At 38.4% G+C, this 25,031-nt stretch carries 27 protein-coding genes and 1 pseudogene; 16 read left to right on the top strand and 12 right to left on the bottom strand.

Translation table 11 applies throughout. The features are described 5' to 3' along the window. The first annotated feature begins 39 nt into the window (after positions 1-39). The 6 genes from DK207_RS08655 to DK207_RS08680 all read left to right on the top strand — a co-directional run bounded on the left by DK207_RS08655 (position 40) and on the right by DK207_RS08680 (position 7,166). Complete coding sequence (locus DK207_RS08655; RefSeq protein WP_109440820.1) at positions 40-1,572, top strand: TolC family protein; 1,533 nt, start codon at positions 40-42, stop codon at positions 1,570-1,572. Continuing rightward, on the top strand, positions 1,569-3,692 hold the full coding sequence (locus tag DK207_RS08660) for a type I secretion system permease/ATPase (RefSeq protein ID WP_109440821.1): 2,124 nt from the start codon (positions 1,569-1,571) through the stop codon (positions 3,690-3,692). Before DK207_RS08655 ends, DK207_RS08660 begins: the two co-directional genes overlap by 4 nt. 12 nt (positions 3,693-3,704) lie before the next feature. Continuing rightward, positions 3,705-4,907, top strand: a complete 1,203-nt coding sequence (locus tag DK207_RS08665) for an HlyD family efflux transporter periplasmic adaptor subunit (protein ID WP_109440822.1) — start codon at positions 3,705-3,707, stop codon at positions 4,905-4,907. Positions 4,908-5,000: 93 nt separating this feature from the next. Beyond that, positions 5,001-5,600, top strand: a complete 600-nt coding sequence (locus DK207_RS08670; RefSeq protein ID WP_109440823.1) for an IMPACT family protein — start codon at positions 5,001-5,003, stop codon at positions 5,598-5,600. Beyond that, the gene (locus DK207_RS08675; protein WP_109440824.1) at positions 5,593-6,207 is read left to right on the top strand and encodes an acyltransferase; all 615 of its coding nucleotides are present in this window, start codon (positions 5,593-5,595) and stop codon (positions 6,205-6,207) included. Before DK207_RS08670 ends, DK207_RS08675 begins: the two co-directional genes overlap by 8 nt. A 116-nt stretch (positions 6,208-6,323) precedes the next feature. Further along, on the top strand, positions 6,324-7,166 hold the full coding sequence (locus DK207_RS08680; protein WP_109440825.1) for a universal stress protein: 843 nt from the start codon (positions 6,324-6,326) through the stop codon (positions 7,164-7,166). Positions 7,167-7,285: 119 nt separating this feature from the next. On the opposite strand, the gene DK207_RS08685 is transcribed toward DK207_RS08680, so the two are convergent. The 6 genes from DK207_RS08685 to mutS all read right to left on the bottom strand — a co-directional run bounded on the left by DK207_RS08685 (position 7,286) and on the right by mutS (position 13,069). Further along, entirely contained in the window at positions 7,286-7,954 is a 669-nt protein-coding gene (locus tag DK207_RS08685; protein ID WP_109440885.1) for an O-methyltransferase, read from the bottom strand. Between the two features lie 134 nt (positions 7,955-8,088). After that, complete coding sequence (locus tag DK207_RS08690) at positions 8,089-8,796, bottom strand: D-Ala-D-Ala carboxypeptidase family metallohydrolase (RefSeq protein WP_109440826.1); 708 nt, start codon at positions 8,794-8,796, stop codon at positions 8,089-8,091. 126 nt (positions 8,797-8,922) lie between these two features. Next, positions 8,923-9,252, bottom strand: coding sequence for a ferredoxin FdxA (gene fdxA / locus DK207_RS08695; RefSeq protein WP_004639922.1), 330 nt, complete (start codon positions 9,250-9,252; stop codon positions 8,923-8,925). Positions 9,253-9,500: 248 nt separating this feature from the next. Then, positions 9,501-10,040, bottom strand: a complete 540-nt coding sequence (locus tag DK207_RS08700; RefSeq protein WP_109440827.1) for a GNAT family N-acetyltransferase — start codon at positions 10,038-10,040, stop codon at positions 9,501-9,503. A 50-nt stretch (positions 10,041-10,090) separates the two neighbouring features. Beyond that, positions 10,091-10,267 carry a hypothetical protein gene (locus DK207_RS15765; RefSeq protein WP_162540214.1) on the bottom strand — a complete coding sequence of 59 codons (177 nt, stop codon included), beginning with the start codon at positions 10,265-10,267 and terminating at the stop codon, positions 10,091-10,093. Positions 10,268-10,411: 144 nt separating this feature from the next. After that, entirely contained in the window at positions 10,412-13,069 is a 2,658-nt protein-coding gene (gene mutS / locus DK207_RS08705) for a DNA mismatch repair protein MutS (protein ID WP_109440828.1), read from the bottom strand. Positions 13,070-13,685: 616 nt separating this feature from the next. Here mutS and DK207_RS08710 point away from each other — a divergent pair. After that, entirely contained in the window at positions 13,686-13,904 is a 219-nt protein-coding gene (locus tag DK207_RS08710) for a hypothetical protein (RefSeq protein ID WP_109440829.1), read from the top strand. Between the two features lie 352 nt (positions 13,905-14,256). Further along, positions 14,257-14,484, top strand: coding sequence for a hypothetical protein (locus DK207_RS08715; protein WP_109440886.1), 228 nt, complete (start codon positions 14,257-14,259; stop codon positions 14,482-14,484). Positions 14,485-14,645: 161 nt separating this feature from the next. On the opposite strand, the gene DK207_RS08720 is transcribed toward DK207_RS08715, so the two are convergent. After that, the gene (locus DK207_RS08720; protein WP_004639899.1) at positions 14,646-14,876 is read right to left on the bottom strand and encodes a hypothetical protein; all 231 of its coding nucleotides are present in this window, start codon (positions 14,874-14,876) and stop codon (positions 14,646-14,648) included. A gap of 293 nt (positions 14,877-15,169) precedes the next feature. Here DK207_RS08720 and DK207_RS08725 point away from each other — a divergent pair, with 293 nt between their 5' ends. Then, the gene (locus DK207_RS08725; protein WP_109440830.1) at positions 15,170-15,781 is read left to right on the top strand and encodes a LexA family protein; all 612 of its coding nucleotides are present in this window, start codon (positions 15,170-15,172) and stop codon (positions 15,779-15,781) included. Positions 15,782-15,785: 4 nt separating this feature from the next. Next, positions 15,786-17,084, top strand: a complete 1,299-nt coding sequence (locus DK207_RS08730; RefSeq protein ID WP_109440831.1) for a Y-family DNA polymerase — start codon at positions 15,786-15,788, stop codon at positions 17,082-17,084. A gap of 59 nt (positions 17,085-17,143) precedes the next feature. On the opposite strand, the gene DK207_RS08735 is transcribed toward DK207_RS08730, so the two are convergent. The 3 genes from DK207_RS08735 to DK207_RS08745 form a co-directional block, all read right to left on the bottom strand. Then, a complete protein-coding gene (locus DK207_RS08735) occupies positions 17,144-17,608 on the bottom strand; it encodes an SRPBCC family protein (protein ID WP_109440832.1) in 465 nt (154 codons plus the stop codon). Then, positions 17,598-17,945, bottom strand: coding sequence for an ArsR/SmtB family transcription factor (locus DK207_RS08740; RefSeq protein ID WP_017394480.1), 348 nt, complete (start codon positions 17,943-17,945; stop codon positions 17,598-17,600). The genes DK207_RS08735 and DK207_RS08740 overlap by 11 nt, the downstream gene beginning before the upstream one ends. Before the next feature lie 142 nt (positions 17,946-18,087). Then, a complete protein-coding gene (locus DK207_RS08745; protein ID WP_109440833.1) occupies positions 18,088-19,188 on the bottom strand; it encodes an MBL fold metallo-hydrolase in 1,101 nt (366 codons plus the stop codon). Positions 19,189-19,696: 508 nt separating this feature from the next. On the opposite strand from DK207_RS08745, the pseudogene DK207_RS16085 reads away from it, so the two are divergent. From DK207_RS16085 to DK207_RS08775, 6 genes and pseudogenes are all read left to right on the top strand, one after another. Beyond that, positions 19,697-20,104 (top strand): annotated as a pseudogene (locus DK207_RS16085) (hypothetical protein); the annotation flags it as partial. 17 nt (positions 20,105-20,121) lie between these two features. After that, positions 20,122-21,087: a 2-hydroxyacid dehydrogenase gene (locus DK207_RS08755; protein ID WP_109440887.1), complete on the top strand. Its 966-nt coding sequence runs from the start codon at positions 20,122-20,124 to the stop codon at positions 21,085-21,087. A 101-nt stretch (positions 21,088-21,188) separates the two neighbouring features. Further along, on the top strand, positions 21,189-21,776 hold the full coding sequence (locus tag DK207_RS08760) for a 1-acyl-sn-glycerol-3-phosphate acyltransferase (protein ID WP_075315272.1): 588 nt from the start codon (positions 21,189-21,191) through the stop codon (positions 21,774-21,776). A 154-nt stretch (positions 21,777-21,930) separates the two neighbouring features. Next, on the top strand, positions 21,931-23,343 hold the full coding sequence (locus DK207_RS08765) for a M48 family metalloprotease (RefSeq protein ID WP_416224666.1): 1,413 nt from the start codon (positions 21,931-21,933) through the stop codon (positions 23,341-23,343). A 42-nt stretch (positions 23,344-23,385) separates the two neighbouring features. After that, complete coding sequence (locus DK207_RS08770) at positions 23,386-23,751, top strand: GFA family protein (RefSeq protein ID WP_109440836.1); 366 nt, start codon at positions 23,386-23,388, stop codon at positions 23,749-23,751. 36 nt (positions 23,752-23,787) lie between these two features. Next, a complete protein-coding gene (locus DK207_RS08775) occupies positions 23,788-24,147 on the top strand; it encodes a hypothetical protein (protein ID WP_109440837.1) in 360 nt (119 codons plus the stop codon). A 75-nt stretch (positions 24,148-24,222) separates the two neighbouring features. Here the strand turns inward: DK207_RS08775 and DK207_RS08780 are convergent, their stop codons facing one another. Beyond that, entirely contained in the window at positions 24,223-24,669 is a 447-nt protein-coding gene (locus DK207_RS08780; protein WP_004639869.1) for a GatB/YqeY domain-containing protein, read from the bottom strand. A 29-nt stretch (positions 24,670-24,698) separates the two neighbouring features. Next, a complete protein-coding gene (gene rpsU / locus DK207_RS08785) occupies positions 24,699-24,914 on the bottom strand; it encodes a 30S ribosomal protein S21 (RefSeq protein WP_005084707.1) in 216 nt (71 codons plus the stop codon). Positions 24,915-25,031: the final 117 nt, after the last annotated feature.

Genomic DNA, 25,031 nt, shown 5'->3' on the forward strand with positions numbered 1-25,031 from the left:
GAATGGTTTTGCTTTAGGCGATAATTACATGACAAGAATATGAGCATTAATAAAGATATAGATGAGGGAACACGTAGAGCTTGTATGGATTTCAAGTGGCTATTTTGTGTAGCAACTTTATCTGTGCCAGTGACGCATGCCTCAACCCCGAGTGAACAGTACCATTCTTTAAAGAATAACTTATCTCAATTACTCTCACCTAAGGGTAATGATGAGTTCAAAACAGCAAATATGCAAAAGTTGAGTAACTTTTCGGTTAATTCAACTGTAACTGAATTACCTGTTGTTGGAGCTGCACGTCCTATGGACACCTCGGCACCAGCGGTCGTATGGCAGAATCAAAATAAGACTTTAAAGGATGCAATACAACTTGCGGTTCAGCGCAATCCTGAAATTTCTCAAACCTTAGCAACACTCGCTGCTCAAAATGCCAACATTGATGTCGCAAAAGCAGGCTATTACCCTCAGATATCAGGTGGTGTAAATACAGGAGACTTGACTCGAAAAGGTGAAAGAGGGCGGCAAGTTTTAGCTTTGAATGCGACCCAGATGCTTTATGACTTTGGAAAAGTTAAATCTGGTGTATCCACTGAAGAAGCTAAACTTTTGATGGAACAGGCCAATGTGCTAGTTAAGATTGATGATGTTTCATTGGATGTGGCACAAACGATTATCAATATTCAACGCCAACAAAGGTTGATGAGAATTGCAAATCAGCAAATTGCTGGAATTAAACGTATCCAAGAAATGGCAAACTTGCGTGCCAATGCGGGTATTAGTAGCCAAGCAGATCCTGTGCAAGCTCAATCATATGTGCAATCAGCTCAATCCGCCTTAATTGCGCAACAGTCGATTTTAAGTCAATTGCAACAGCGATTATATACATTGTTGGGTTTTGACGCTCGCAGTGTGCAATGGGCAATTCCACAGGATTTTGTTCAACAATCAGATTTATATGTCGAGCCTGAGTTTAATACGATTCCTCAAATGATCGCTGCATATGCGGGGATTGAGGTAGCAAAGAACCAAAAGCGACAAACTCTGGTGAGTAATTATCCCACTTTATCGGTAAAGGGTGAAGTCAGCCAAGCCTTACACGGCCGAAATCCGAATAATGATAAGAGGGGTGGTTTTGATAGTGCGATCATGTTGGAGGCAAGCAGCCAGTTTTATCAAGGCGGTGCCACCACTTCAAGATTACGTGCTGCGAGTTTTGCAGAAGAAGCAGCAAAAGCTCAAGTAAATGCGGTATATTTAAGAGTATTGGATCAGATCAGAACCAGTCGAGAACAAATCGAGAGTAAGCAGCGTCAATTGCAGGTATTAGCGGGACAACAAGCTACGACTGTACGGACCAAAGAGCTTTATCAAGAACAATATAAATTGGGAACTCGTACACTTGTCGATTTATTAAATGCTGAGCAAGCTATTCATAGTGCAAATTCAGAAGTAGAAATAGCACGTTATGATATTTATAGCAGCATTGCCCAATATATTGCCGCCACAGGGCGTTCTCGCCAAGCCTATGACCTGAATAATATAAAAATTCAAGGTTTCGAGGTACAACCATAATGACAAAAGTAGATTATCAACCTTGGTTACAGGCAATACTGACGATTGCGAAACATTACCGTATTGAACCCTCTGAAGAGCGGGTGCGATTGCAATTGGATTGGAACCAGAATCAAAATCTTGATGAAGTTTTGACCTTGATTGGTCGCCAAGTCGGTTTAAGTATACGACGAGTAAAATTTAGCAATGATGTTATCAATCCTTGGCGTTTGCCTGTTCTTGTTGAACTGGCTGATGGACAAGTGGGCGTAATTGATAAAGCAGATGGTACCGGGCATGTCAGTATTCAACTGAGTGGCGATCAAGGATTAGCACAAAAATTTGCAGTCGGTGCTTTAAAACATATTGTTAAAAATGTATTTATTTTACGGCCAGAAAAGTCAGTCCCTGATGCCCGTATCGATGAATATATTAAGCCTTATCAGCCAAGCTGGTTTTGGTCGATTGTTTTAAGTGATTGGAAGCGTTATATCGACATTATGTTTGCATCCATGATTGCAAACGTATTGGCCTTGGCAACGATTGTGTTTTCGATGCAAGTCTATGACCGTGTCGTTCCTTCGCAGTCGATACCTACGCTTTGGGTGTTGGCTGGCGGTGTGTTGATTGCAGCGATTTTTGAGTTTGTACTTCGTATTTCACGAGTTTATATCTCAGATATTATTGGAAAACGTGCCGATCTGCGTATATCGGATCGCGTGTTTGGTCATGCGCTTAGAATTAAAAATAGTGAACGTTCAAAATCAACAGGTACTTTCATCTCTCAAATCCGTGAGTTAGAAGGTGTTCGTGAGCTTGTGACGTCGACGACCTTAGGGGCAATTGCAGATCTTCCATTCTTCTTCTTATTTTTATTTATCTTCGCAATCATTGGTGGAAACTTATTCTGGGTAATGTTGGCAATTGTACCTTTAATGATTTTACCAGGAATCTTGGTACAGAAAAAATTAGCTAAGCTTGCACAAGAAGGTATGCGTGAATCTTCAATCCGAAATGCCATTTTGGTTGAGGCTGTACAGGGAATTGAAGATATTAAACTGTTACGTGCAGAGTCTCGTTTCCAAAACCAATGGAATCACATGAATGAAGTTTCTGCAGATATTAGTATGCAGCAACGTAAAATTGTTGGTGTGCTCACGGCCTGGACCCAAAAGCTACAAGGGCTTACCTATGCGATTGTGGTTTTAGTGGGATGTTTTGCGGTTATGGAAGGCGAAATGACGACAGGTGCACTAGTCGCATGTTCTATTTTGTCCTCACGTATGTTGGCACCTATTTCTCAAATCACAGGCATTTTGGGACGTTTTCAACAAGCAAAAGTTGCCAAACAAAGCTTGGATGAGTTGATGCAGCGTCCAGTAGATCAAGCGGATCATGCCCATCTTGTACATAAAGAAGTATTACATGGGGATTATGAGCTTAAAAATGTGGTATTCCAATATGGGGAAGATGATCCACGCCCAAGTTTGATGATTCAACATTTAAAAATTCGTGCAGGTGAACGTATCGCGATCTTGGGACGAAATGGTGCCGGTAAGTCGACTTTATTACAAATCTTGTCTGCAATGCAGATGCCAAACTCTGGTTCAGTGCATCTAGATGAGTTGGATATCAGCTTGATTGATCCAGCAGATGTACGTCGTGATATGGGGTTATTAAATCAAAATGCGCACTTATTTTATGGAACAATCCGTGAAAACTTGACCTTGGGTGCACCCTTGGCTCGTGATGAAGACATTTTAAAAGCCTTAAAAGTCACAGGTGCATTAAGTTTTGTGCATGAAAAGAAAGAAGGATTGGATCATTTAGTGTTAGAAGGTGGCGTTGGTTTCTCAGGGGGACAACGACAAGCCTTGCTATTAGCACGTTTACTTATTCGTCAGCCAAATATCTTACTACTGGATGAGCCAACAGCCGCCATTGATGATGTCGCAGAAAAACAATTGATTGATCATTTAAGAAGTTGGCTGGGCTATCGTACTCTCATTGTAGCAACACATCGACGTGCGGTACTGGAGTTAGTTGACCGTATCATTGTCATGAATGATGGAAAAATCGTCATGGATGGGCCGGCGGATAAAGTATTACAACAAACAGCTGCGAAACAAAAAACAGTTTAAAGAGGAAAATTCATGAGTGATCAAGAAAAAACTAGCAGCCGTCCCATGAATGTGACTTATAAGGAGCCAAAATTACCGAGTTCATCCATCATTGTATGGTTGATTGGGATTGGTTTAGTGATATTGCTCATTTGGGCATGGCTATTTAGTTTAGAAGAAGTGTCAACAGGTACGGGTAAAGTTATTCCTTCTTCGAAAGAACAAATCATTCAATCACTTGAGGGGGGGATTTTAACTAAGCTTGATGTCAAGGAAGGGGATATTGTCGAAAGCGGACAAATCTTAGCACAGTTAGATCCAACGCGTTTTGCTTCAAATGTAGGTGAATCACAATCCTTGCTAATGTCAGCTATGGCAACAGCAGCACGTTTGCGTGCGGAAGTAAATGGTACAGCGCTTACTTTCCCTGAGGAGGTACTAAAAGAACCTAAATTGGTGAAAGAAGAAACAGCGCTTTATTATTCACGTCGTGCAAATTTAGAAGAATCAATTGAAGAATCAATTTCTGGTAATCAACAAGCACTGAGATTAGTGCAACAAGAATTGGCGATGACTGAACCTCTGGTTGCTAAGGGTGCTGCAAGTGAGGTTGAAGTGCTTCGATTAAGACGAGAAGCCAATGACTTACAAAATCGAATCAATGACATTCGAAACCAATACTATGTGAAAGCCCGTGAAGAACTTTCAAAGGCGAATACAGATATTCAGACCCAACAACAAGTCGTCAAAGGTCGAAGTGACAGCTTACAGCGTGCAGTTTTCAAAGCGCCTGTTCGTGGTATTGTGAAAGAAATTGATGTAACAACTTTAGGTGGCGTCGTACCGCAAAATGGTAAGCTTATGACCATTGTGCCTCTAGAAGATAAGTTATTGATCGAAGCGCGTATTTCTCCTAGAGATATTGCTTTTATTCGCCCAAACCAAGAGGCTTTAGTTAAAATTACAGCTTATGATTATGCGATTTATGGTGGCCTAGAAGGTAAAGTGACAGTGATTTCGCCAGATACGATACGTGATGAAGTAAAGCAAGACCAATTCTATTATCGTGTTTATATTCGTACTGATTCTGATCGTTTGTATAACAAAGCAGGAAAAGAATTTAGTATTACACCAGGTATGGTTGCAACTGTTGATATTCGTACTGGACAAAAAACGGTATTGGATTATCTGTTGAAACCCTTTAATAAGGCGAAAGAAGCATTACGCGAACGTTAATTTACTTTCTCTGTCCGAAACCTCGCTTAGGCGAGGTTTTTTATTTACAGGAGAAGCAGTTATAATTACGTTTTGAATTTGTATTCTAGTTTTATGTCTTTCACCCTTGCCACTTCGGTAACTTTTGAAGAAGAAATTAAAAAAAGTCGTTTTCAAGCGATTGCTGCAATTGTTGAAAATGAACAACAAGTTAAAAACTTTTTGGAAGAGAATAAAGATCTATCTACGACGCATCAATGTTGGGCATGGAAGATCGGGCACAATGTCCGATTTAATGATGATGGTGAGCCTTCTGGAACCGCAGGACGACCGATTCTTGCCACCATTGAAGGAAATGATTTAACCAATGTGATTGTATTGGTCAATCGTTGGTATGGTGGTATTAAGTTAGGTACAGGTGGTTTGGTTCGTGCATATGGTGGTTGTGCTGGTCAATGCCTGATGCTGGCTGAAAAGATTGAGCTGATTCAGAAAAAGCAGATTCAATTTACTTGTTGGTTTAATGAGTGGGCAATTATTCAATATGAATTAATTCAGCAACAGATTGAATATCATGAAAGTTATAATGAAACAGGTGTATCGATTGAAGCGCGTTTGCAAATCCACCAAATCGATGCTTTAAACATTAAACTTCAGGATATTACGCGTGGACGTGAGCAATTAAAAATAATAGAGGAACACAATGATGCATGATCCTTTATTAAAATACCGAGAGCAGCATAAACAACGCTTAAATTATATGCCATGGTTATATTGGACATTGAAGCCGAAACATCGCGAATGGGCAGAGGCATGGCAAGCGGAATATCAGGCTTATTTAATGGAGATGGAAACAGTTGAAATCGGAAAAAACTGTTTCATTTCTCCTTTAGCGCATATTTTTGCTGAACCTGGAAGAAAAATTAGTATCGGTGATAATACCTTTATTGCAGCAGATTGTACTTTGCATGGTCCTTTAGAGATTGGCAATGAAGTGGCGATCAATCACCACTGTATCTTGGATGGGGGGCGTGCCGGAATTAAATTACATGATCAGGTTAGAATTGCAGCTTACAGTCATTTATATGCATTTGATCATGGTATGGATTTGGATCGGGCCATCTACCAACAACCTGTTACTTCGAGAGGCATTGAGATCGGTCGGGATGTATGGTTAGGCGCACATGTGGGAATTAAAGATGGAATAAAAATAGGTCACCATGCCGTAATCGGAATGAATAGCATGGTCACTAAAGATATTGAGGATTTTGCGGTTGTAGCAGGGAATCCAGCAAAATTAATTCGCTATCGAACTGAATAAAAAGCATTAAATATCGTGTGAGATTCGATACATAAATTTAACCTATCATACTTTTTTCTGTGTTAAGTTAAAAATAAGTAAAAGACCTAAGGTGCTAAACCTAAAGAGAGGCGAACATGAAGCGCGTAATCGCATGTATTGATTCTTCACCCTGTATTGATGCGGTTGCTGAAGCTGCAGTATGGGTTGCAAAGCAAACACAAAGAGAATTGGTACTGTTGCAAATCTTGGATTATTATCCTGCAAGCTATCATTTAGGTGAAATCAGTGGTGTCATTGGTTTTGAGAGCAACGCAATGCTGCTCAAGGAACTGGCTGAATTAGAACAGAAACAAAGCGAATTGGCTCTGGATTATAGTAATAATTTACTGAATCATATTTCTGATTTAATTGAGAAACAATATGGTCTAACCAGCAGTAAGATTCAGGAAAAAGGTGATTTTCTTGAACAAAGCTTTAACCTATTGAATGAAAACGATGTGGTGATTATTGGGCGTGTGGGGGAGCGTGCGGCAGAGAAGAATAAGCCGATTGGAAGCAATGTCGAAAATTTCATTCGAGGTGCAAACTGTACTGTGATCACAGTAGGTGAACATTTTGAACCGCCAAAACGCTTTATTTTTGCTTATGAATATTCACCTACTTGCCAAAAAATGTTGCAACGGATTGCGCAGAGTGATTTATTAAAACAATTGCAATGTCATTTGCTCTATGTTGGTGATCATCCTGAAATGTTAGCTGAGCCTGAGAAGTATTTAACTGATGCAGGTTTAGAAGTCATGTCGATCTATCGTTATGGCGATGTTGCACAAAATATTTTGGAATATCAAAGAGAACATAACATACAGTTAATTGTCTTAGGTGCGTTTAGCCATAGTAAAATTCATCAATTTTTCTTAGGTAGTATTACGACAACGATTTTCCGTAATGCCAATGTTCCCTTACTTGTCGCTAAGTGATTCATTTTACTCCATATAGTTATCCGCAAATACTGTGGATAACTATATGGAAAAGCACTATGGATAAAGATAATTTATTGATATTTAAAAGTTAAATTGGTTAGGTTGTTTTTTAATCTCTATTTTACGATGGCAATGGCAAAGCCATCATGTCCTTTAGAACCGACAGTTTGCAATGCCGTGCATGATAAAAGTTTCGGATGATTTTTAAGCGCAGCAAAGGTTTCACGAATGCCTTCAATACTTGGTTTTTTGTTGTTTTGATCCAAGATATCGCCTGCGCGAATCACATTATCAAGAACAAGAATCGTACCGGAATGAGACAATTGTAAGCTAAGTTCTAAGTATTCTGGGTAGCTTTGTTTATCTGCATCAATAAAAATAAGATCAAATGGTTCACTATTTTCAGAGATGAGTTGAGTCATCACATCAGCGCCACGACCTTTTTTAAGTTCAATATTGGTGGGCATATTAGCAAAATCGATATTTTCTTGCGCAATAATCACATGGGTATCTCGACCTTCGACTGTCAATAAATAACCATCTTCAGGTAAGGCTTTTGCTAGCCAAATCGTACTATATGCAGCAAAAGTTCCAAGCTCCAGTACGCGTTTGCATTGATTCATTTGAATCAACATCTGTAAAAACATACCTTGATTAGGGGCAACAGCCAAATGATTAGAAAATCCTTGTGTATCCGTATTATCTAATGCGTGTTGAAGTCTTGGATCTGTGGGAATTAAATGCGAATTGATATAGTCATCAATGTCAGTCCACAACTGTTGCATAATCAGTTTTACCTTTGAATCTGTTAGCTGCATTTTAAACATTTATATTCAGAGTGCAATTTGATTGCTAAATAATTCTGAGCAATTCGCATGAAAAAGAGATCATATGATCTCTTGAACTCTAAGATTTTAAGTTAGAGGTTACACATGGAGCTATTTCGGCTCAGATCTGGTCCCCATGTTCGATAGCCTTGAGTATCAATATGAATTTGACCTGAGCGATATAGTCCGATCCCTAGATTTAGACTTGGACCATGTTGTACCCAAAATTGACAGAGCTTAAATTTCGTCTGTTCAATATAGGCATAATCCTGTGGCTGAGGATATTGAGGACCAATACGGAAATCGATTGCGGAATTAAACAAGTGTCGTGATGAACTTGCTCCACCAGCACATTCGTTGAGGGGGAGGTCACGATAGACGGAGGTCACCTCAAAATCAGTTAAGATTTTCGCTGAGATGAGATATTTGAAAACACGTAATGTAGAGAGAGAATTTCCCCATAATTCACGATTTGGGACAGCATATTCTGAGCGACCACATTTTTGCCAATCACGTGCAGTACGTAATAATTCAAAGCTTGGAATAATATGTGCGACTTGATTTCGAGCTAGGTATTGTTCATATTCGCGAACACGTGCGTAATTGTCGCCTTGTGCTAGCCACTGACGATAAGATGCAGGTTCGACTTTATCAGGAACGGGACGTGTTAAAGTGACTTGTTCCTGAGGAATATAAATTCTTTTAGCTTGATTTACTTGTGTTTTTGAACTCACACAACCGACCATCATCACAGGGACGATAAAGAATGATAGAAAACCCTGTAATTTTTTTCGCAACATATACGGCAATTCACAATCTATAGGCTTATTATTTTAATGCAAAATAGCCCATATATAATGGAGCAATTGCAAAGAAATGTGTGCTTCGAGTATTAAAAAAGACCAGATTAACTGGTCTTTTTTAAATTATTTTTCTAGATATTGCAATTTGTTTGGTTTGCCATTCCATTCTTCACGATCAGCAGGTTGTTCGCCAATTTGAGTAATGTTGTTACCTGCCCATTTTTCAGATAACTCAGCATTGAGTTCGATAAAGACTTCTTGACCTTCAGGTAATTCATCTTCAGAGAAAATTGCATTTGCAGGGCATTCTGGTTCACATAATGCACAATCAATACATTCATCTGGATTGATTACAAGGAAATTTGGACCTTCATAGAAACAGTCTACAGGACATACTTCCACACAATCTTGATACTTACATTTAATACAATTTTCAGTGACAACAAAGGTCATGGCGACAGCTACCTAAAAATACGGTTTTTGTTTGGAATAGGCTATTGTAGGCAAAAATAGGGGAAACAAACAATTGCTTTTATTGATATTGTTTATTTATACATGTGAAAAATATAGTAACTGATTGATAAATTTAAAGATGTTGTGCTGGTGCATTGATTTTAAAGACATAATATACAGAAGTATTGATGATGAATTGGTTTATCTTTTGCTTTAAGGGTTAATAAAGAATTATTTTTGATCAATGCTTATATTGAATAAATAAGGTGAATATCTTCTGGTTCTAATTCCCATAGATGATGATCAGGTTGTGGTAATAATTTGGCACCATGTCTGAGGTAAAAGTCCACAGTACGTTTACTTGGTGTTGCTGAAATATAGAGTTGTTTTGCACCCAACCGTTTCGCTGACGTTATAGCAGCATACATCAATTGTGCTCCAATTCCTTGACCTTGGTGATCTGCATCGACATAAAAATATTGCAATAATTTTGCGTCTGGATAATCTACGATCGTTTGGTTGGAAACAACTTGTACGCCAACTAACTGGTGATCTGAGTTAAATGCTCCGATACATAATCCACCTTGTTGGTCGATTTGTTTTAACAATGGTGGATCATTCTCTAGATGATAAGCATCCCAATTTTCAACATCATAAAAACAATCAATTAAATCTAAATCTTGCGCATGTTGAACGTACATTTGAGTGATCAATTCACGGCGGTTAATCTGCTGCCAAATTAAATTAAGTTCTGAAATGTGAAGTTCTCTAAGCACAATATTAAGCATTTGTTCCTTCGATTGATGTCTTCGTCTATTTTATAGATCATATAAGAAAATTAATGACCAGATTTATTTTTCTTCTTTAGTCCTCCACCATCTTGTTTATTCACAGTCGCCCACGCAATGCGTTCAGCATCTTCTTGTGAACGCCCTTGTTCTAATTCACTTTCTTCTATGTGCTTAGCCTGTCTTTTTTGTTTAGCGGTATAAGCAGATTTATCTCCACGAGGCATAATCTTTTACTCCACATTTGTTATTCACTTTCTAAGTCTAAGTGATAACGCAGGCATAGATTAAAGTGGGTGAGCAATTGTCAAATTTAAGAAAAAATATGTAAGCAAGCTCTAATCTATCAGATTAGAGCTTGCGCGGAGTATTTAACTTTCAAGTGTTTGAGAAGTCTTAGATAATGCTTTGAGCTGATATAATTGCTCAAGAGCCTGTCGTGGCGTGAGATCATCTACATCAATCTTTTGTAACAATTCTAGTGCGGGTGAAAGCACTTCAACTTCAACAATTTTTTCAACGACTTGAGTTTCTATCTCATGCTCAATTGAGCTAAACAAATCATTCTGAACCGTGTTTTGTAAATGTTGATATTGCTGTTTTTCCAGAATTTTCAGTCTTTTTTGGGCTTCTTTAATGACGTTTGCTGGAATACCTGCCAGTTTTGCCACCTGTAAGCCATGACTTTGACTTGCTGGTCCTTGTTGAACTTTGTGAAGTAGGATGAGATTGCCATTTAGCTCTTGTGCGGTTACATGATAATTATCAATCCCCGTTTCGCTACTCAGTTCAGTCAGTTCAAAATAATGCGTGGCGAAAAGGCATAAACATTTCACCCGTTTAGTCAAATCGAGAACACATGCCCAAGCCAAAGACAATCCATCATAGGTACTGGTTCCGCGTCCAACCTCATCCATCAGGACTAATGATTGACTGGTGGCATGATGTAAGATTTGTGAGGTTTCGGTCATTTCAACCATAAAAGTCGATTTACCCGTTGATAGATCATCAGCTGAACCGATACGAGTAAAAATTCGATCAATTGAACCCAATTTTGCTGATTTTGCAGGAACGTAACTTCCACAGTATGCCAAAAGACTAATTAACGCCGTTTGACGCATAAAGGTTGATTTACCTCCCATGTTTGGCCCTGTGATAATCGCCATACGATGTTGAGGGTCAAGAAAGGTATCATTTGGTGTAAATGGTGCTTTGTTTAAAGCCTCTACGACAGGATGACGTCCCGCTTGAATTTTAATACAGCTCTCAGGTGTAAACTCTGGTCTTGCCCAATTATTTAATCTGGCTTGATGAGCAAAATTAGCCAATACATCAATATGAGCAATGGCCGCACTCATCATTTGCAGTTGAGCAATATTTTGACGGAGTTCATCCAATAATGATTCGAATAAAAGTTTCTCACGGGCGAGGGCACGCGATTCACTCGATAACACTTTATCTTCAAAGCTTTTTAGTTCTGGTGTGATATAGCGTTCGGCATTTTTCAATGTTTGACGACGGATATAATCGGCAGGTGCCTGTTCTGCTTGAGCACGACTAAGTTCGATATAGTAGCCACTCACGCGGTTGTAGCCGATTTTTAGCGTATTAATGCCTGTGCGTTCGCGTTCTTTAATTTCTAAATCAATTAAGAATTGTCCTGCATGATCACGAATTTTACGCAATTCATCCAGTTCATCATCATAGCCTTCTGCAATTACATTGCCATCACGTAATAATACAGGAGGACTTTCTACAATTGCCGCCATCAAGTGTTCATGTAGATTTTTAAAATCTCCAAGTTCTTGATCAAGCTGAAGAAGTAACTTAGATTGCTGGGTTTTTAGAACAGGGGCTAAGGCATGGCGTAAAAATGGAACTTGTGCGCAGGCTTGACGAAGCTGAACCAAATCTCTAGGGCGTGCACTGCCTAACGCAACACGACTGAGGACACGTTCAATATCTCCAATCTCTTTCAATACTAAACGGACTGGAGATTCATGGTAGCCTTTGAGCAATTGTTCTGTTGCATCCAAACGTGCGTCAAGAATTGCAGTATCACGAATGGGTTGCATAAGTGTGCGACTGAGTAAACGTCCGCCCATGGCAGTTTGACAGTCATTGATCAATTGAAATAAAGAGGTTCCATGTTCGAACAAAGGTTCAATAATTTCTAAATTGCGACGTGTGATCGGGTCGAGTGCAATAAAGTCAGTACTTTGTTCTATTTGAATTGAACGGATATGAGGCAGAGCTGTTTTCTGAGTTTCTTTCGCATAGTGAATCAATGCGGCGGCAGCGGCTTTGGAGAGCGGCAATGAATCCAAACCAAAACCAGACAAGGTCGAAACCGAGAACTGGTCACATAAAGTTTTTTGGGCATTATTTAGGTTGAAATCAACATTTGGGCGTTTGGTAATCGGGCAATCTAGATTTTTCTTAATATGTTCAATAATATTTTGATCAATTAAATCTTCATCAATCAAAATTTCACTTGGCATTAAACGAGCCAGTTCAATTGCAAGTTGTTCAGGTTTATAGTCTTGTTGTTGTACTTTAAATATACCCGCACTGAGATCGAGCAAAGCAAGCCCGATTTGATTTTGTTGGATGCAAAGCGCTACAAGATTTGAGGATTGATAACTTCCAAGTAAAGCATCGTCAGTGAGTGTACCAGGCGTTAGAACACGTACAACTTTTCGTTCAACAGGACCTTTACCTGTAACTTCGCCAACCTGTTCACAAATCGCAACAGTGCGGCCCGCTTTGACTAAACGTGCCAGATATCCTTCTGCTGAGTGATAGGGCACACCAGCCATTGGAATAGGTTGACCATTGGCTTTGCCACGATGCGTCAGTGTGATATCTAAAAGTTTGGCTGCTTGATGGGCATCTTCAAAAAACAATTCATAGAAGTCACCCATACGATAAAACAATAGCGCATGTGAATATTCCATCTTGACCTTGAGGTATTGCTGCATCATCGGCGTGTGGGATGAAAGATCAGCCATAACTGTGTCACTATTCATGCGTACTAAATCCTTAAAAGTGAAACGTAATATAGGTGTATGAAATTTTTGGTTTCTCATAAACGTGAATAAATTTTATGTGCATCTGAATGAAAACAACAAAAAAATTATACGTTTTAGTGTACCTGTTTTATGTCAAAAAACTCTTTAACAGTGTATGAGAAATGAGGTCACTTTCTCATGTGGGACATCTTAGCAAATCGCTTTGGATTCACAAAAAGGAATCCTAATATAGCTGAGGAAATAAGCAGCAAAAGGATAGATGAGATGAAAACTATTTAGAAAATAGCGGCATAATTGAAACGTTTGCCTGTATTTTTAAAACAATTTCTCATAAAGTGTACAGAAGAGTTTTTCATTTAAAATATTGATTAATATTAATTTTAATTGTTTTTACATTTTTAGTTACAAGGCTTTTGTCGACAAACTTACTGTATATTTGTCATATTTTGCTAGCAAAAACTTAGCGCATCATTTTTTATTGATAGCGATGTGCTCTTATAACGCATAACTGCTTTTACGGTAACATTCTTACTTTGCCATACATTTTGCGGCAATTACACCATTTAAACTCAGTGCAGTTATGTTTTTTTAATTTAAAAAAGGAAGTGTTTCAATGAATAACATACAAATTAAAGTGAAGGACCAATTTGAAACCGAAAATATCGCCGTTGCGTTTATCAAAAAAGTGAATGAACAAGATATTCCTTTATTCAAACGCATAGAACATATTGAAATTGAAGGGGAAATCTTGAAACCAAATATGGAATTACTTTTCGAAAATCAGAAAGATGGACGTATTTATCAATTTGTTGATGTGGTTGAGATAAATTAATTTCTGATACATTCAAAATCCCATCTGTATAAGGATGGGATATTTCCAAAATTTTGAAAAATCTCTTTTAAAAGCTGAAGAGAACTCGGTAGAACCTAAAGACTTTTAATTACGTAACTCATAGGTTTGACTGAATCATTTTGAAATCTTTCTCTATTCTTTGTAACACGATAGCTAAATAAAGATACAAGATATTTTATTTTAAATTAATAAAATTCAAAAACTTATATTGTGTAGCAATAAAAATATAATACATATAACTCTTGTTACAACGCTAGAGTCGACAAGCCATCGAAATTTTTACATAGTTCTATACAGATAAAATTGGGTATTGGGAGAATTAAAAATGAACATGAATAAGGTCACGGTAAGGGTAAAAGATCAAGAAGAAAATGAATCAATTGTGACCGCACAATTGAATGAAATTGAGGATCATGACGTACCTTTTTTCAAAAGAGTAGAGCATATTGAAATAGAAGGTCGTACGATCTTTCCCAATATAGATTTACTGTTTGAAGATGAGTTTGATGGAAAAATTTATAAACTGGTTGCTTTAGTAAATGACAAAAGACTAGCGTAATGATGGGATGAAGTATTGGGTTCCAGCATTTTTTTAAAAATGCCCACTGATATGTCTAAGATCAGTGGGCTTTAATTTTTATTCAACTCAATTGATTCGTTATTGTTGTCGTTATGAATTATTTAGAAACTCGTATTAAGGGAGTATTACACTACTATAGCCTAAGTAATTGGGTTCAGTCCTTTCACAATGTCCTTAAACTCCGAACCATTTAGCCAAAAAGATTTCTTTAAAAATAGCGTCGTCATAATACTTTCAGCAGCTTCACTATTTTCGTTCTCACAGAATATTCCATAGCTATTACCGAGAACAGTATTGTTCTCAATTAGACGAATAAAAAAAGCATGTTGTTCGTCAGCATAACCAAGAATAGCATCGCGTTGATTGTTCATTTTTCATGTCTCCACATCAAAAATATTTGCATAAAAGCTTACTATTTAGAGATCAAATATATTCGTGAATTAGATCAATAACTTAATGGGTATGATACGAATGCAAGATATTAAGTTATTCATTTAAAACAGTAATTTAATTTGTTCAACATCCTTGTCTCGTTTGAACAAGCTAAAATCTGATCTATGAAATTCATTGTTATGCAAAATTAATTTTTCGTCAACTTGAATTTGTAACTTTTTCAAGTTAAATTATTTAAGAGCAATTTTAACTTGGGTGAGGGGGGGAAGTTATGTCCAAAAAGACTGAATCTGAGCATGGTGGAGCCAGAGCCAATGCTGGACGAAAAGCCCAATTCAGTGAACCGACCAAAGTGATTCGTGTGCCTGAATCTCAGGTTGATTTCATCAAAAATTGGTTACTAAATAATGTCAAAACTGGTGTACGGAATGATTTGACGTCGACAATGAAAATCCAAAACGTGCAAGCCAAGAATGATCGAATTTATCATATTCCACTGGCAACTGAACGTGTTGCAGCAGGTTTTCCATCACCAGCTCAAGATCATGTTGAGCAAGCTTTGGATTTAAATGAGTTTTTAATTCGAAATGAAAACTCAACATTTATTGTAAAAGCCAACTCACTGTCAATGTTAGATGCTGGAATTGATATTGATGATCCTTTGGTTGTGGATCGAAGTATTCCTGCCAAGTCAGGTGATATTGTGATTGCTCTGATTGATAACGACTTTACTGTAAAACGTTTAATGATCGATCATCATTTCAATCCTCCAAAAGTTTGGCTAAAAGCAGAAAATCCTGATTATCAAAATATTTATATTACTGAAGGACAGGAATTGGTGATTTGGGGCGTTGTAACCTATAACTTGAAACCGATGAGATAATCTCATGCCATTACCACAACGTATTTTTGCTTTGATCGATGTAAATAATGCTTATGTTAGTTGTGAGCGTGTTTTTAATCCAAAGCTAGAAAATCGTCCTGTGGTGGTTTTGTCGAATAATGATGGTTGTGTTGTTTCTCGCTCGTATGAGGCGAAACAATTGGGTATTCGAATGGCAGTACCATTTTTCCAGATTGAAGAGATTATTCGCCAGCACCATGTCACTGTATTTTCAAGTAATTATGCTTTATATGCAGAAATGTCTCGGCGATTTATGAATATCTTGGGAAGTTTTGTTGATCCTTGTGAACAGGAAGTCTATTCAATAGATGAGTGCTTTTTAGAACTTACAGCCTATCAACATCATTATGATCTAAGTGAATACGCATTTCAGATTCTCTCTACTGTTAAAAATTGGTTAGGCTTACCCTGTTGTATCGGGATTGGCTATTCCAAAACACAAGCAAAGCTCGCAAATCATTTGGCAAAAACGCATGCCAGTTTTAAGGGGATTTGTAATCTGGTCGATGAGGATCCTTGCATCATTGAAGATTTGCTATTGCATACTTCTGTGGGAGAGGTATGGGGAGTGGGAAGAAAAATCCGTCAGCGTCTGGAAAAAATGAATATCTGCACTGTCATGGATTTGCTGCAAGCTGATTCGAAAAGGATGGGAAAGCATTTTTCGGTGGTATTGGAAAATACGGTCAAAGAACTTCAGGGAATCGCATGTTTAGAAATCGAAGATGTCATTTCTGATCGTCAGCAGATTCTAAGTAGTCGTTCATTTGGACAACCGATTGAAGATAAAAGTAGTCTTAGTGGTGCGCTTACTGAATTTACTTTGCGCGCGGTCGAGCGACTTCGAAAACAAAATTTATTGTGTAAAGCGGTGGGTGTAAGTATCCGTACTAACCGATTCAATAAAGATGCTTATTATCGGCCTTTTACGGTGGTGTATTTGGTCGATTATAGTGATGACCGTTTAGTGATTATGAAAGCTGTACAACAGGGCTTAGATCGAATTTATCAGGCGGGGCATCGCTATAAAAAAGCAGAGGTGATTTTGTTAGATATTATTCCTCAACATCGTCATGCTGTTGATTTGTTCTATAACACAGAAGAAATGCTAACCCGACAAAATCTTTCGGTTGCATTTGATGAAATTAATGAGCGATTTGGGCGAGATGTCATGACCTTTGGACGATTGATTGGTCCACAAGGACGAGCTTGGGGAATGACCCAAAACCATAAATCACCAAGTTATCTAACAAAGTGGGAAGATGTTTTAAGAGTTGGTTAAATGGCCTAAAAGTAAAAAAGACAGGTCGAAGCCTGTCTTGTAATGATGGTATAAAGCAACTATAAACTTTTTGCATATGCTTCGAGTTGATCGACCACAGTACCCCAACCACTGAAAAAGCCCATGTCTTCATGTTGTTGTCGAGCCGCGGGTGTGCGGTGACGTGCAATCGCTGTATATTTAGTTGAACCATTACCAAGGTCTTCAAACAAAATAATCGCCGTCATAAACGGATTTTCACTTGGTTTCCAATCTTCAGTATAAGCATCAGTAAACACTAATTTTTCATGTTCAATAATTTCTAAAAATACGCCGTGATTCGGGATTTGATTACCACCGACATCAAATAGCGTATTAAATTTTCCTCCAACTCTTAAATCAATTTCACAAGATACTATCGAGTGAGGTTTAGGAATAAAGAAATGTTTAATATGTTCTGGCGTTGTCCAGCATTCCCAGAGTAATTCACGTGGTACATTGACGGTTCGCTCTAGTTTTAGATCTGTTTGAGGGTCAAGGTTCATTTTTTCTTTTCCTTTGTAAATTGAGTGCGTAGTCTTCTAATTGATTTAAGCGTGTTTCCCACATGGTTTGTTGTTGATGTAACCAGTGTTGCACAGGATTTAAGGCATTTGGGCTAAGTGCATATGTTCTGACTCTGCCATTTTTTAGGGTTGTGATGAGTCCAGCTTCTTCTAGTTTTCTCAAGTGTTTCAGAAAAGAAGGCAGTGCCATCGCATGTTCTTCTGCTAATGATGTCGTGGTTGCGTCACCATGAGACAGACGAGTCAAGATAGCTCTGCGTGTTGGGTCACTTAAAGCATTAAATAAAAGATCGAGTTGCGAATCATACTTAGCCATATAGCTAAGTATTAGCTCAAAAAAAACACAAGTCAAGAAAAACTTATCCAAAAGGCTAAGTTTCCCAGTAACTCAGTTGTAGTACATACTCATAAATAAAAAATGATGGTTTGATATTCAATGCTCAAACTCGTTAGTGAGCTCACCGAATATTTTCCCACCATTGTTTAAAGCGCTGATGATCGTTATCGAGTTCAACTAACTCACCAATCATCGGTGTCGCAAGTCGATACTTTCTCGATTTTGAATATTCTGTAATTCTAGTAATTGGCTCATACCACGGATGTTTGGCTAAACTAAACTTGGAATGATGTACAGGTATCATATTACGTGCATTCAATTCCTCAGTGGCTTGAGCAACCTCATTCGGGTGACAATGTACCGCATGCCAAGCGGCATCATATTGTCCATTTTCCATCAATGCCCAATCGAAAGGCCCATATTTTTCACCGATTTCGACAAAGTGTTTGTTATAGCCACCATCGCCTGTGTAAAAAATCTTTTTATTTGGTGATTGAATAATAAATGAAATCCATAGATTTTTGCCGCCATCGAAAGCACGTCTTGAGTCGTGATGAGTGGTCTCGGTGATGATAGTAATACCATCGTCAAACTCAATGCGATCTCCCCAATCTTTTTCAATCAGTATATCTTTGGGATAACCCCAATATTCAAAATGTTCACCAACACCGAGCCCCGTGATCACATATTTAACTTTGTTCTTTAATTGCAAAATGGTTTTATAATCCAAATGATCATAGTGATCATGTGAAATCAGTAAATAATCAATATCAGGTAATTCATCGACGGTATAGATATCAGTTCCTCGATAAGCACGAGTTCCCCAAGGCAGAGGCGAGACTTTGCCACTCATGACTGGGTCAATTAAAAACGTTTTACCGTGGAGCTGCATAAAAACAGAAGAATGCCCGAACCAGATGATGACATCCTGTTGAGGATTGAGTGTCCGTAAGTTGGTTTTAATTGAAGGAATAATATCTTTGGGACGACGATGTGGAATGGTTTTAATAAAGGTTCTATATAGTTCAATGAAGGTATGGGAGCAATCTGTCATGCCTAGTTTTTCGGTGAGATTGCGAAATTGACCTTGTCGATAGTTAGGAGAGTTTTGAATACGTTGTAGTCGTTCCCCAGAGGGGAGTTTTCCAAAAAGAGGATGTCGTGTATAGAGAAAGCAGATGAAAATGAGTAGGGCTAGAGCGAGAGCAAAAACCATAAGCATAAATCGCATTACCTTTTTATTTGAGCATTCGATAGCCAATATTAATAAAAAGTAAAAGCGACAAAATGATGAAATCTTAGTGAAAAATCGATGAGTGAAAATATCACGAGGATGATATATCTTGATTTTTATTATGATGATGCAAAGCTATAAGTAAGTCAGCAGTGTCATGATTGAGCAAAACGAAGTCATTAGCAGGAAGTGGTTTATGCTAGACTATGTCGGGATTACAGTATTTATCACTGTGAATAAATGAGTAAATAAGATGATTGGGCAGCAGAGAAACATATTAGCGGCGATGGGAATTGACATTTGGATTCCTAGAGACGTTGTATGTCAAAAAAATACTGCGCCAAGTCTATGGCGAGATCAAATCGTTGATCAACCTACTCAATACATTGAACCAATATCGAACAGCGCTCACATTATTCAAGATGCTCCAGTTGTATCAGTGGAAACTCAGCCAGCGACAGTCCGAGAGATCCCGCAACATGTTGAGCTTGACGAAAAAACAGTTGTTAAAGACTCGGTTATAGAAAAAGAGCAAATTGTCATTTCTGCACCAGTCCAAGCTTTTGAGTTGCAGATGTATGTTCTAGAAAATTGCGCTATTTTATTGGAAAGTAGTCAGTTAAATGATGCACAACGACAATTATGGCAAAATATTCAAAAAGCTCGTCTGGGGCAGTATGCTGAACTGAAATGGCCATTTCCTCTGGCTGCATTTCAGGAAAGTCGTGGACTTTCGTCTTATATTCAAGGCTTTTTAGATGCAACAGCAAACAATAAAAAAATTCTTTGCCTTGGCCAGCTCGATTTTATTCAACATACCAATATATTGCATCTTGCAAGTTTAGAGGAAATGATTGCTCAACCTTTATTAAAAAGACGGTTATGGCAGCTGATGCAGTCGTAGGAAATGGAAAGCTCAGAATGAAGAAAGTCGTTGTATTTAGTCAAATTGATCAAGACGTTTTAGCGCGCTTACAACAAAGTTATCAGGTTGTGGTTCTCAACCCTAAACTAGGGGATATTAACGAGCAAATCCGTACTGAAGTCGTTGACGCAGATGCCATGATTGGTGCAGGACGTTTACTCAATGAAAGTAATTTAGCGCCTGCACAAAAACTAAAAATCATTTCGACTGTTTCAGTTGGCTATGACAACTATGATGTTGAGTACCTAAATCAAAGAAAAATTTGGCTTGCGAATACGCCACATGTATTGACTGAAACAACAGCGGATTTAGCTTTTAGTCTGCTACTCAGTGCAGCGCGTAAGATTCCACACTTAGATAGTTGGACCAAGCAAGGACAATGGAAACGAACAGTACCAACGGATCAATTTGGTGTGGATGTTTTCGGTAAAACCCTCGGTATTATTGGATTAGGTCATATTGGTGCAGCCATTGCACGTCGCGGTTTTTATGGTTTCAATATGAACATCTTGTATCATAACCGCCGTGAAAAAATCGAAGTTGCTCAAGCCGTTAATGCGCAATATCGAGAATTAGATCAATTATTACAACAATCTGATTTTGTCGTGGTTGCTGTGGATCTAAATAATGAGTCAAAAGCACTGATGGGTGAAGCACAATTTGATCTCATGCAAAAACATGCGGTGTTCGTGAATATTGCACGTGGTTCAGTGGTTGATGAAGATGCACTTATTCAGGCATTGCAACAAAATAAAATCTTTGCAGCAGGTTTGGATGTCTATGCAAAAGAACCTTTGCAAGACTCCCCATTGTTTGAGCTTGCAAATGTAGTCACTGCACCACATATCGGTTCAGCTACTTTGGAAACACGCCAAAAGATGGTGAATCTCGCTTATCAAAACCTGATTGATGCTTTAGAAGATCGCGTACCCCGTTATTTAGTCAATCCAAAATTTGAATAATTGCTTACAACTTGATTGCTGATTAATTGTACTCAACTATCTTTTTAGTCTGATTAATATTGATACACTTGCGCCCTTTGTGATTTGGTCTTGGGGTGCGTGTGTTCGAGAAATTAGCTGAGCAGAGTTTAGGCTTAATGGGGTGGGAAATTGACAATCATTGGGATTTGGATATTGATCAATGTGTCATGATTGCAGCACCACATACCAGTAATTGGGATGCGTTATATGCCCGTTTAGCGCTTAAAGCGTTAGGAGTGAATGTTCGTCTAACGATTAAAGATAGTTATATGAAATTTCCTTTTGGCCCATTTGTACGCGCAATGGGAGGGATTGGAATTGATCGCAGTGTGAAACAACAAGATCAACAGCGACCTAGTATGGTTCAGCTCATGAGTGATTTGTTTAAAACCCATCCTAAACTTGTGATGCTCGTCACTCCAGAAGGAACTCGTGCTAAACAAGAACAATGGAAAACAGGGTTTTACCATGTGGCTGTGGCAGCAGGTGTGCCAATTGCACTGGCTTATATGGACTATGCCAAGAAAAAAACAGGGGTTGGAAAAATTGTCTATCCCTCAGGTGACTATGAAAAAGATATGTCAGAAATCATGGCATTTTATGAAAATATTCACGCAAAATTTCCAGAGAAATTTAGTGTAGACCAACGCTATACATCCAGCAAATAATCTACATTTGATTGTTCGGATATAAAAGAAGACAGGAAAGCTGTCTTCTATAACACTTTGTTGCAAATTCTTCTCATTTTCGATGTTATATTAATTTTCTCCATTAGAATCATAGAGAAACCACTTGAGATCGCTGCTACTCGCATGTGGCTTAATTGCCACCACTCAAATTAGCCACACTCAGATTTTCTTGCCATCTCAAACAACGGGACAAACAGAAGTGCCTGATATTGGCAGCGGCGTTGGTTTGCTTGATCAACAAAAAGAAAAATTTATTGGTGAAAAAGTATATCGACAAGTGCATCGTCAAATGCCAACCATTCAAGATGCTTGGTTAGAAGATCAATTTCTACAGGTTTTCTCAGGGATTCTTAGTCAAACTCAACTTGGGCAACCAATTGGTCTTATCGTTATTAAAGATCCTCAAATTAATGCTTTCGCTGTACCAGGTGGATTATTTGCCCTGAACACGGGTTTGATTACATCAGCAAAAAATTTAGATGAAATCGCGGGTGTTATGGCGCACGAAATTGCCCATGTTACTCAACGTCATTATAGTCGCTCACAAGAAGCATTTAAGGGGCAGGGACTACTTGCTCTCGCTGGTATTCTTGTTGGTGCAGCGATTGCATCACAAGCAGATGGTGATGTTGGATCTGCTGTGATGATGGGAACGCAAGCTGCATTGATCGATAAACAACTCAGCTATAGTCGTAATCAGGAGCGTGAGGCAGATCGTATTGGTATGCAATTTATGTATGCCGCAGGATATAACCCACAAAGCATGGCAGATTATTTTGAAACCATGCATCGCGCGACCAGTCGAGTGAGTTTTTTACCAGACTTCTGGTTGACCCACCCATTAACCACCGAACGTATGAGTGAAGCTCGTTTACGTGCCAATCAATTACCCCGGGTTAAACCTAAAATTTATGATCTCGATTTTGAAATACTGAAATGGTATACCACCGTTACGTCTAATCAAGCCAACGAAATTCAGTTATTAGCATTAGCAAGTCAAAAAAATACTGCAGCTCAACTGGCACTGAGTAAATTTTATCTTGAACAAGGTGATTATACCCAAGCTCAGGCAAATCTTGATTTGGTCAAAAATAGATTAAAGTCACACGTATTGGTGCCTTTGATCCAAACTGATATTTATCTAGGTCAAAATAAATTAGCACAAGCACATGATGCGATTAGTTCAATTCAAAAAACCATGCCTGAAAATAGAGCTTTGTCCTATAAGTTTGCTGAAGTATTGATTCGACAGGGGCAGGTAGCACAAGCGCAAAGTTTAGTGCAGCGCTTCATCCATAAAAATCAGAGAGATATTCAAGGTTGGGCACTATTGCAACGTGCTGCAAATTTAGATAAAGAGTTACCATTACAAGCTGTCAATGTCTTATGTTATCGTGCAGAGGTTGAGTATTGGTCTGGTTATGAAGAGAATGCGATTAAGTCATTGCTTCATGCGCAACGATTGGCAAAAGGTAATATGGCAATGTCTGCAAAAATTGATGCACGCTTAAAACAAATGCAAGATGACCGCCGTAGAAAAATTTAATTCTAATTAGAAAAAGTGTAAAGATTTAAGGAGGGGAAAAGCATGGTTAAAGGACAATGCCTATGTGGGGCTGTGCAATATCAATATCATGCAGAGATCGAAAATAGTATCTTGTGTTATTGCCAACACTGTCAGCAAGCACAAGGTGCATTTGCGGGTTGGAATAGCCCACTTGATCAAAGTAAGTTTGAGTTTGTGAAGGGGCGAGATCAACTTAAAGAATATTTCCATACACCCAATAAAGCACGCGTTTTTTGTCAGCAATGTGGTAGTCCAATTTATTCGTATCGTACTGACTTGCCCAATGTGATCCGATTGCGTCTAGGCACTGTGACTGAGGGGCATATCCCAGCGCCGACAGAAGAATTTTTTACCGAGCATAAGCCAAAATTTATTGAAGTAAGATAATATGGCAGGCTTGAGCGTTAAAGAAGTTAGAAATTGATGAAGAAAATTATTGTTTTTATTTGTGCAGTTGGTTTTATGGGGATTTGTTCAGCGGCTTCAGTTGAACAATATGTACGTACAGTAGAAAAAATAACGACAACTTATGCGCAAGATATGCGGAACTTTCTGCGTAGTTTAGATCCACAACTTTCACATTTTACGCCTGCACAACAGGCTAAATACTGTGCCATTGTGAATCAATATGTTCAAGACTCTTATGCAGCAATTGAAAAGAATAGATCACAATTACCGAGAGAGTATGCCAGTATGACCAAGCAAAATGTGATTGAGCAAGTCACTGAGTCAAAGGAAATGCAAATGCTGAAAAAATATAATATTCAGTGTGAATTTAAATAATCGAAAAACTTTGGGTTCATTGTTGCAATGAATCCAATTTTACAAAATAGGGAATATAAATGAGGGTTAAGCAGATTAGCTTAATTTTGCTTTGATTTTAGCAGATACTTGTGAAGGATCGGCACGCCCGGCTATGATCGGACGTAGAGAATTCATCACCTTACCCATATCTTTCATGCTAGTAGCTTCTTGAGCAGCAATCGTTTGCTCAATGATAGAATCAAGTTCTTCCTCAGTCATAGCTGCTGGTAGAAATTGAGAAATAACCTCAACTTCGGCTTGTTCTTTACTAGCTAAATCATCTCGACCAGCGCCAGAAAAGGCTTTGATCGATTCTTTACGTTGTTTAATTTGCTTTTCAATGACCGCAAGAACCTGAGCATCGTCAAGCTCAATGCGCTCATCGACTTCGATTTGCTTAATTGCTGCTTGTAGACCGCGAATGACCGTTACTGTTGCCATATCTTTGGCACGCATTGAATTTTTTAATACGTCAGTAATTTGGTTTTTTAAAGTCGTCATAGTCTTTTCAGCAGTCAATCACAAATTAATTAGTAAAGGCGAGTAGTACGTACAGATTCGCGAGACAATTTCTTTTGGTAACGCTTAACTGCAGCAGCTTTTTTACGCTTACGTTCTTGAGTTGGTTTCTCATAGAATTCGCGCTTACGAACGTCAGCTAAAACACCCGCTTTTTCGCATGAACGCTTGAAACGACGGATAGCTACGTCTACTGGTTCGCCTTCTTTCAACTTAACTTGTGGCATGTAAAATCCTCTAAGATTATGGATAAGATCTAACGCACAATGCACTAGATCGCAAGTGAAGGTCAGTATTTTACTCATTTACAACTCAGATCACAAGTCTATAATAGCTTCGATATT

Origin of the sequence: Acinetobacter haemolyticus (genome assembly GCF_900406815.1) — a bacterium.
Lineage (GTDB): Bacteria > Pseudomonadota > Gammaproteobacteria > Pseudomonadales > Moraxellaceae > Acinetobacter > Acinetobacter haemolyticus_A.

What these genes read in the sequence shown, in the direction of transcription:
- DK207_RS08655 (WP_109440820.1), top strand. Translation starts at nt 40, where the DNA reads ATGAGCATTAATAAAGATATAGATGAGGGAACACGTAGAGCTTGTATG.
- DK207_RS08665 (WP_109440822.1), top strand. Translation starts at nt 3,705, where the DNA reads ATGAGTGATCAAGAAAAAACTAGCAGCCGTCCCATGAATGTGACTTAT.
- DK207_RS08670 (WP_109440823.1), top strand. Translation starts at nt 5,001, where the DNA reads ATGTCTTTCACCCTTGCCACTTCGGTAACTTTTGAAGAAGAAATTAAA.
- DK207_RS08675 (WP_109440824.1), top strand. Translation starts at nt 5,593, where the DNA reads ATGCATGATCCTTTATTAAAATACCGAGAGCAGCATAAACAACGCTTA.
- DK207_RS08680 (WP_109440825.1), top strand. Translation starts at nt 6,324, where the DNA reads ATGAAGCGCGTAATCGCATGTATTGATTCTTCACCCTGTATTGATGCG.
- DK207_RS08685 (WP_109440885.1), bottom strand. Translation starts at nt 7,954, where the DNA reads ATGCAACAGTTGTGGACTGACATTGATGACTATATCAATTCGCATTTA.
- DK207_RS08690 (WP_109440826.1), bottom strand. Translation starts at nt 8,796, where the DNA reads ATGTTGCGAAAAAAATTACAGGGTTTTCTATCATTCTTTATCGTCCCT.
- fdxA (WP_004639922.1), bottom strand. Translation starts at nt 9,252, where the DNA reads ATGACCTTTGTTGTCACTGAAAATTGTATTAAATGTAAGTATCAAGAT.
- DK207_RS08700 (WP_109440827.1), bottom strand. Translation starts at nt 10,040, where the DNA reads ATGCTTAATATTGTGCTTAGAGAACTTCACATTTCAGAACTTAATTTA.
- DK207_RS15765 (WP_162540214.1), bottom strand. Translation starts at nt 10,267, where the DNA reads ATGCCTCGTGGAGATAAATCTGCTTATACCGCTAAACAAAAAAGACAG.
- mutS (WP_109440828.1), bottom strand. Translation starts at nt 13,069, where the DNA reads ATGAATAGTGACACAGTTATGGCTGATCTTTCATCCCACACGCCGATG.
- DK207_RS08710 (WP_109440829.1), top strand. Translation starts at nt 13,686, where the DNA reads ATGAATAACATACAAATTAAAGTGAAGGACCAATTTGAAACCGAAAAT.
- DK207_RS08715 (WP_109440886.1), top strand. Translation starts at nt 14,257, where the DNA reads ATGAATAAGGTCACGGTAAGGGTAAAAGATCAAGAAGAAAATGAATCA.
- DK207_RS08720 (WP_004639899.1), bottom strand. Translation starts at nt 14,876, where the DNA reads ATGAACAATCAACGCGATGCTATTCTTGGTTATGCTGACGAACAACAT.
- DK207_RS08725 (WP_109440830.1), top strand. Translation starts at nt 15,170, where the DNA reads ATGTCCAAAAAGACTGAATCTGAGCATGGTGGAGCCAGAGCCAATGCT.
- DK207_RS08730 (WP_109440831.1), top strand. Translation starts at nt 15,786, where the DNA reads ATGCCATTACCACAACGTATTTTTGCTTTGATCGATGTAAATAATGCT.
- DK207_RS08735 (WP_109440832.1), bottom strand. Translation starts at nt 17,608, where the DNA reads ATGAACCTTGACCCTCAAACAGATCTAAAACTAGAGCGAACCGTCAAT.
- DK207_RS08740 (WP_017394480.1), bottom strand. Translation starts at nt 17,945, where the DNA reads ATGGCTAAGTATGATTCGCAACTCGATCTTTTATTTAATGCTTTAAGT.
- DK207_RS08745 (WP_109440833.1), bottom strand. Translation starts at nt 19,188, where the DNA reads ATGCTTATGGTTTTTGCTCTCGCTCTAGCCCTACTCATTTTCATCTGC.
- DK207_RS08755 (WP_109440887.1), top strand. Translation starts at nt 20,122, where the DNA reads ATGAAGAAAGTCGTTGTATTTAGTCAAATTGATCAAGACGTTTTAGCG.
- DK207_RS08770 (WP_109440836.1), top strand. Translation starts at nt 23,386, where the DNA reads ATGGTTAAAGGACAATGCCTATGTGGGGCTGTGCAATATCAATATCAT.
- DK207_RS08775 (WP_109440837.1), top strand. Translation starts at nt 23,788, where the DNA reads ATGAAGAAAATTATTGTTTTTATTTGTGCAGTTGGTTTTATGGGGATT.
- DK207_RS08780 (WP_004639869.1), bottom strand. Translation starts at nt 24,669, where the DNA reads ATGACGACTTTAAAAAACCAAATTACTGACGTATTAAAAAATTCAATG.
- rpsU (WP_005084707.1), bottom strand. Translation starts at nt 24,914, where the DNA reads ATGCCACAAGTTAAGTTGAAAGAAGGCGAACCAGTAGACGTAGCTATC.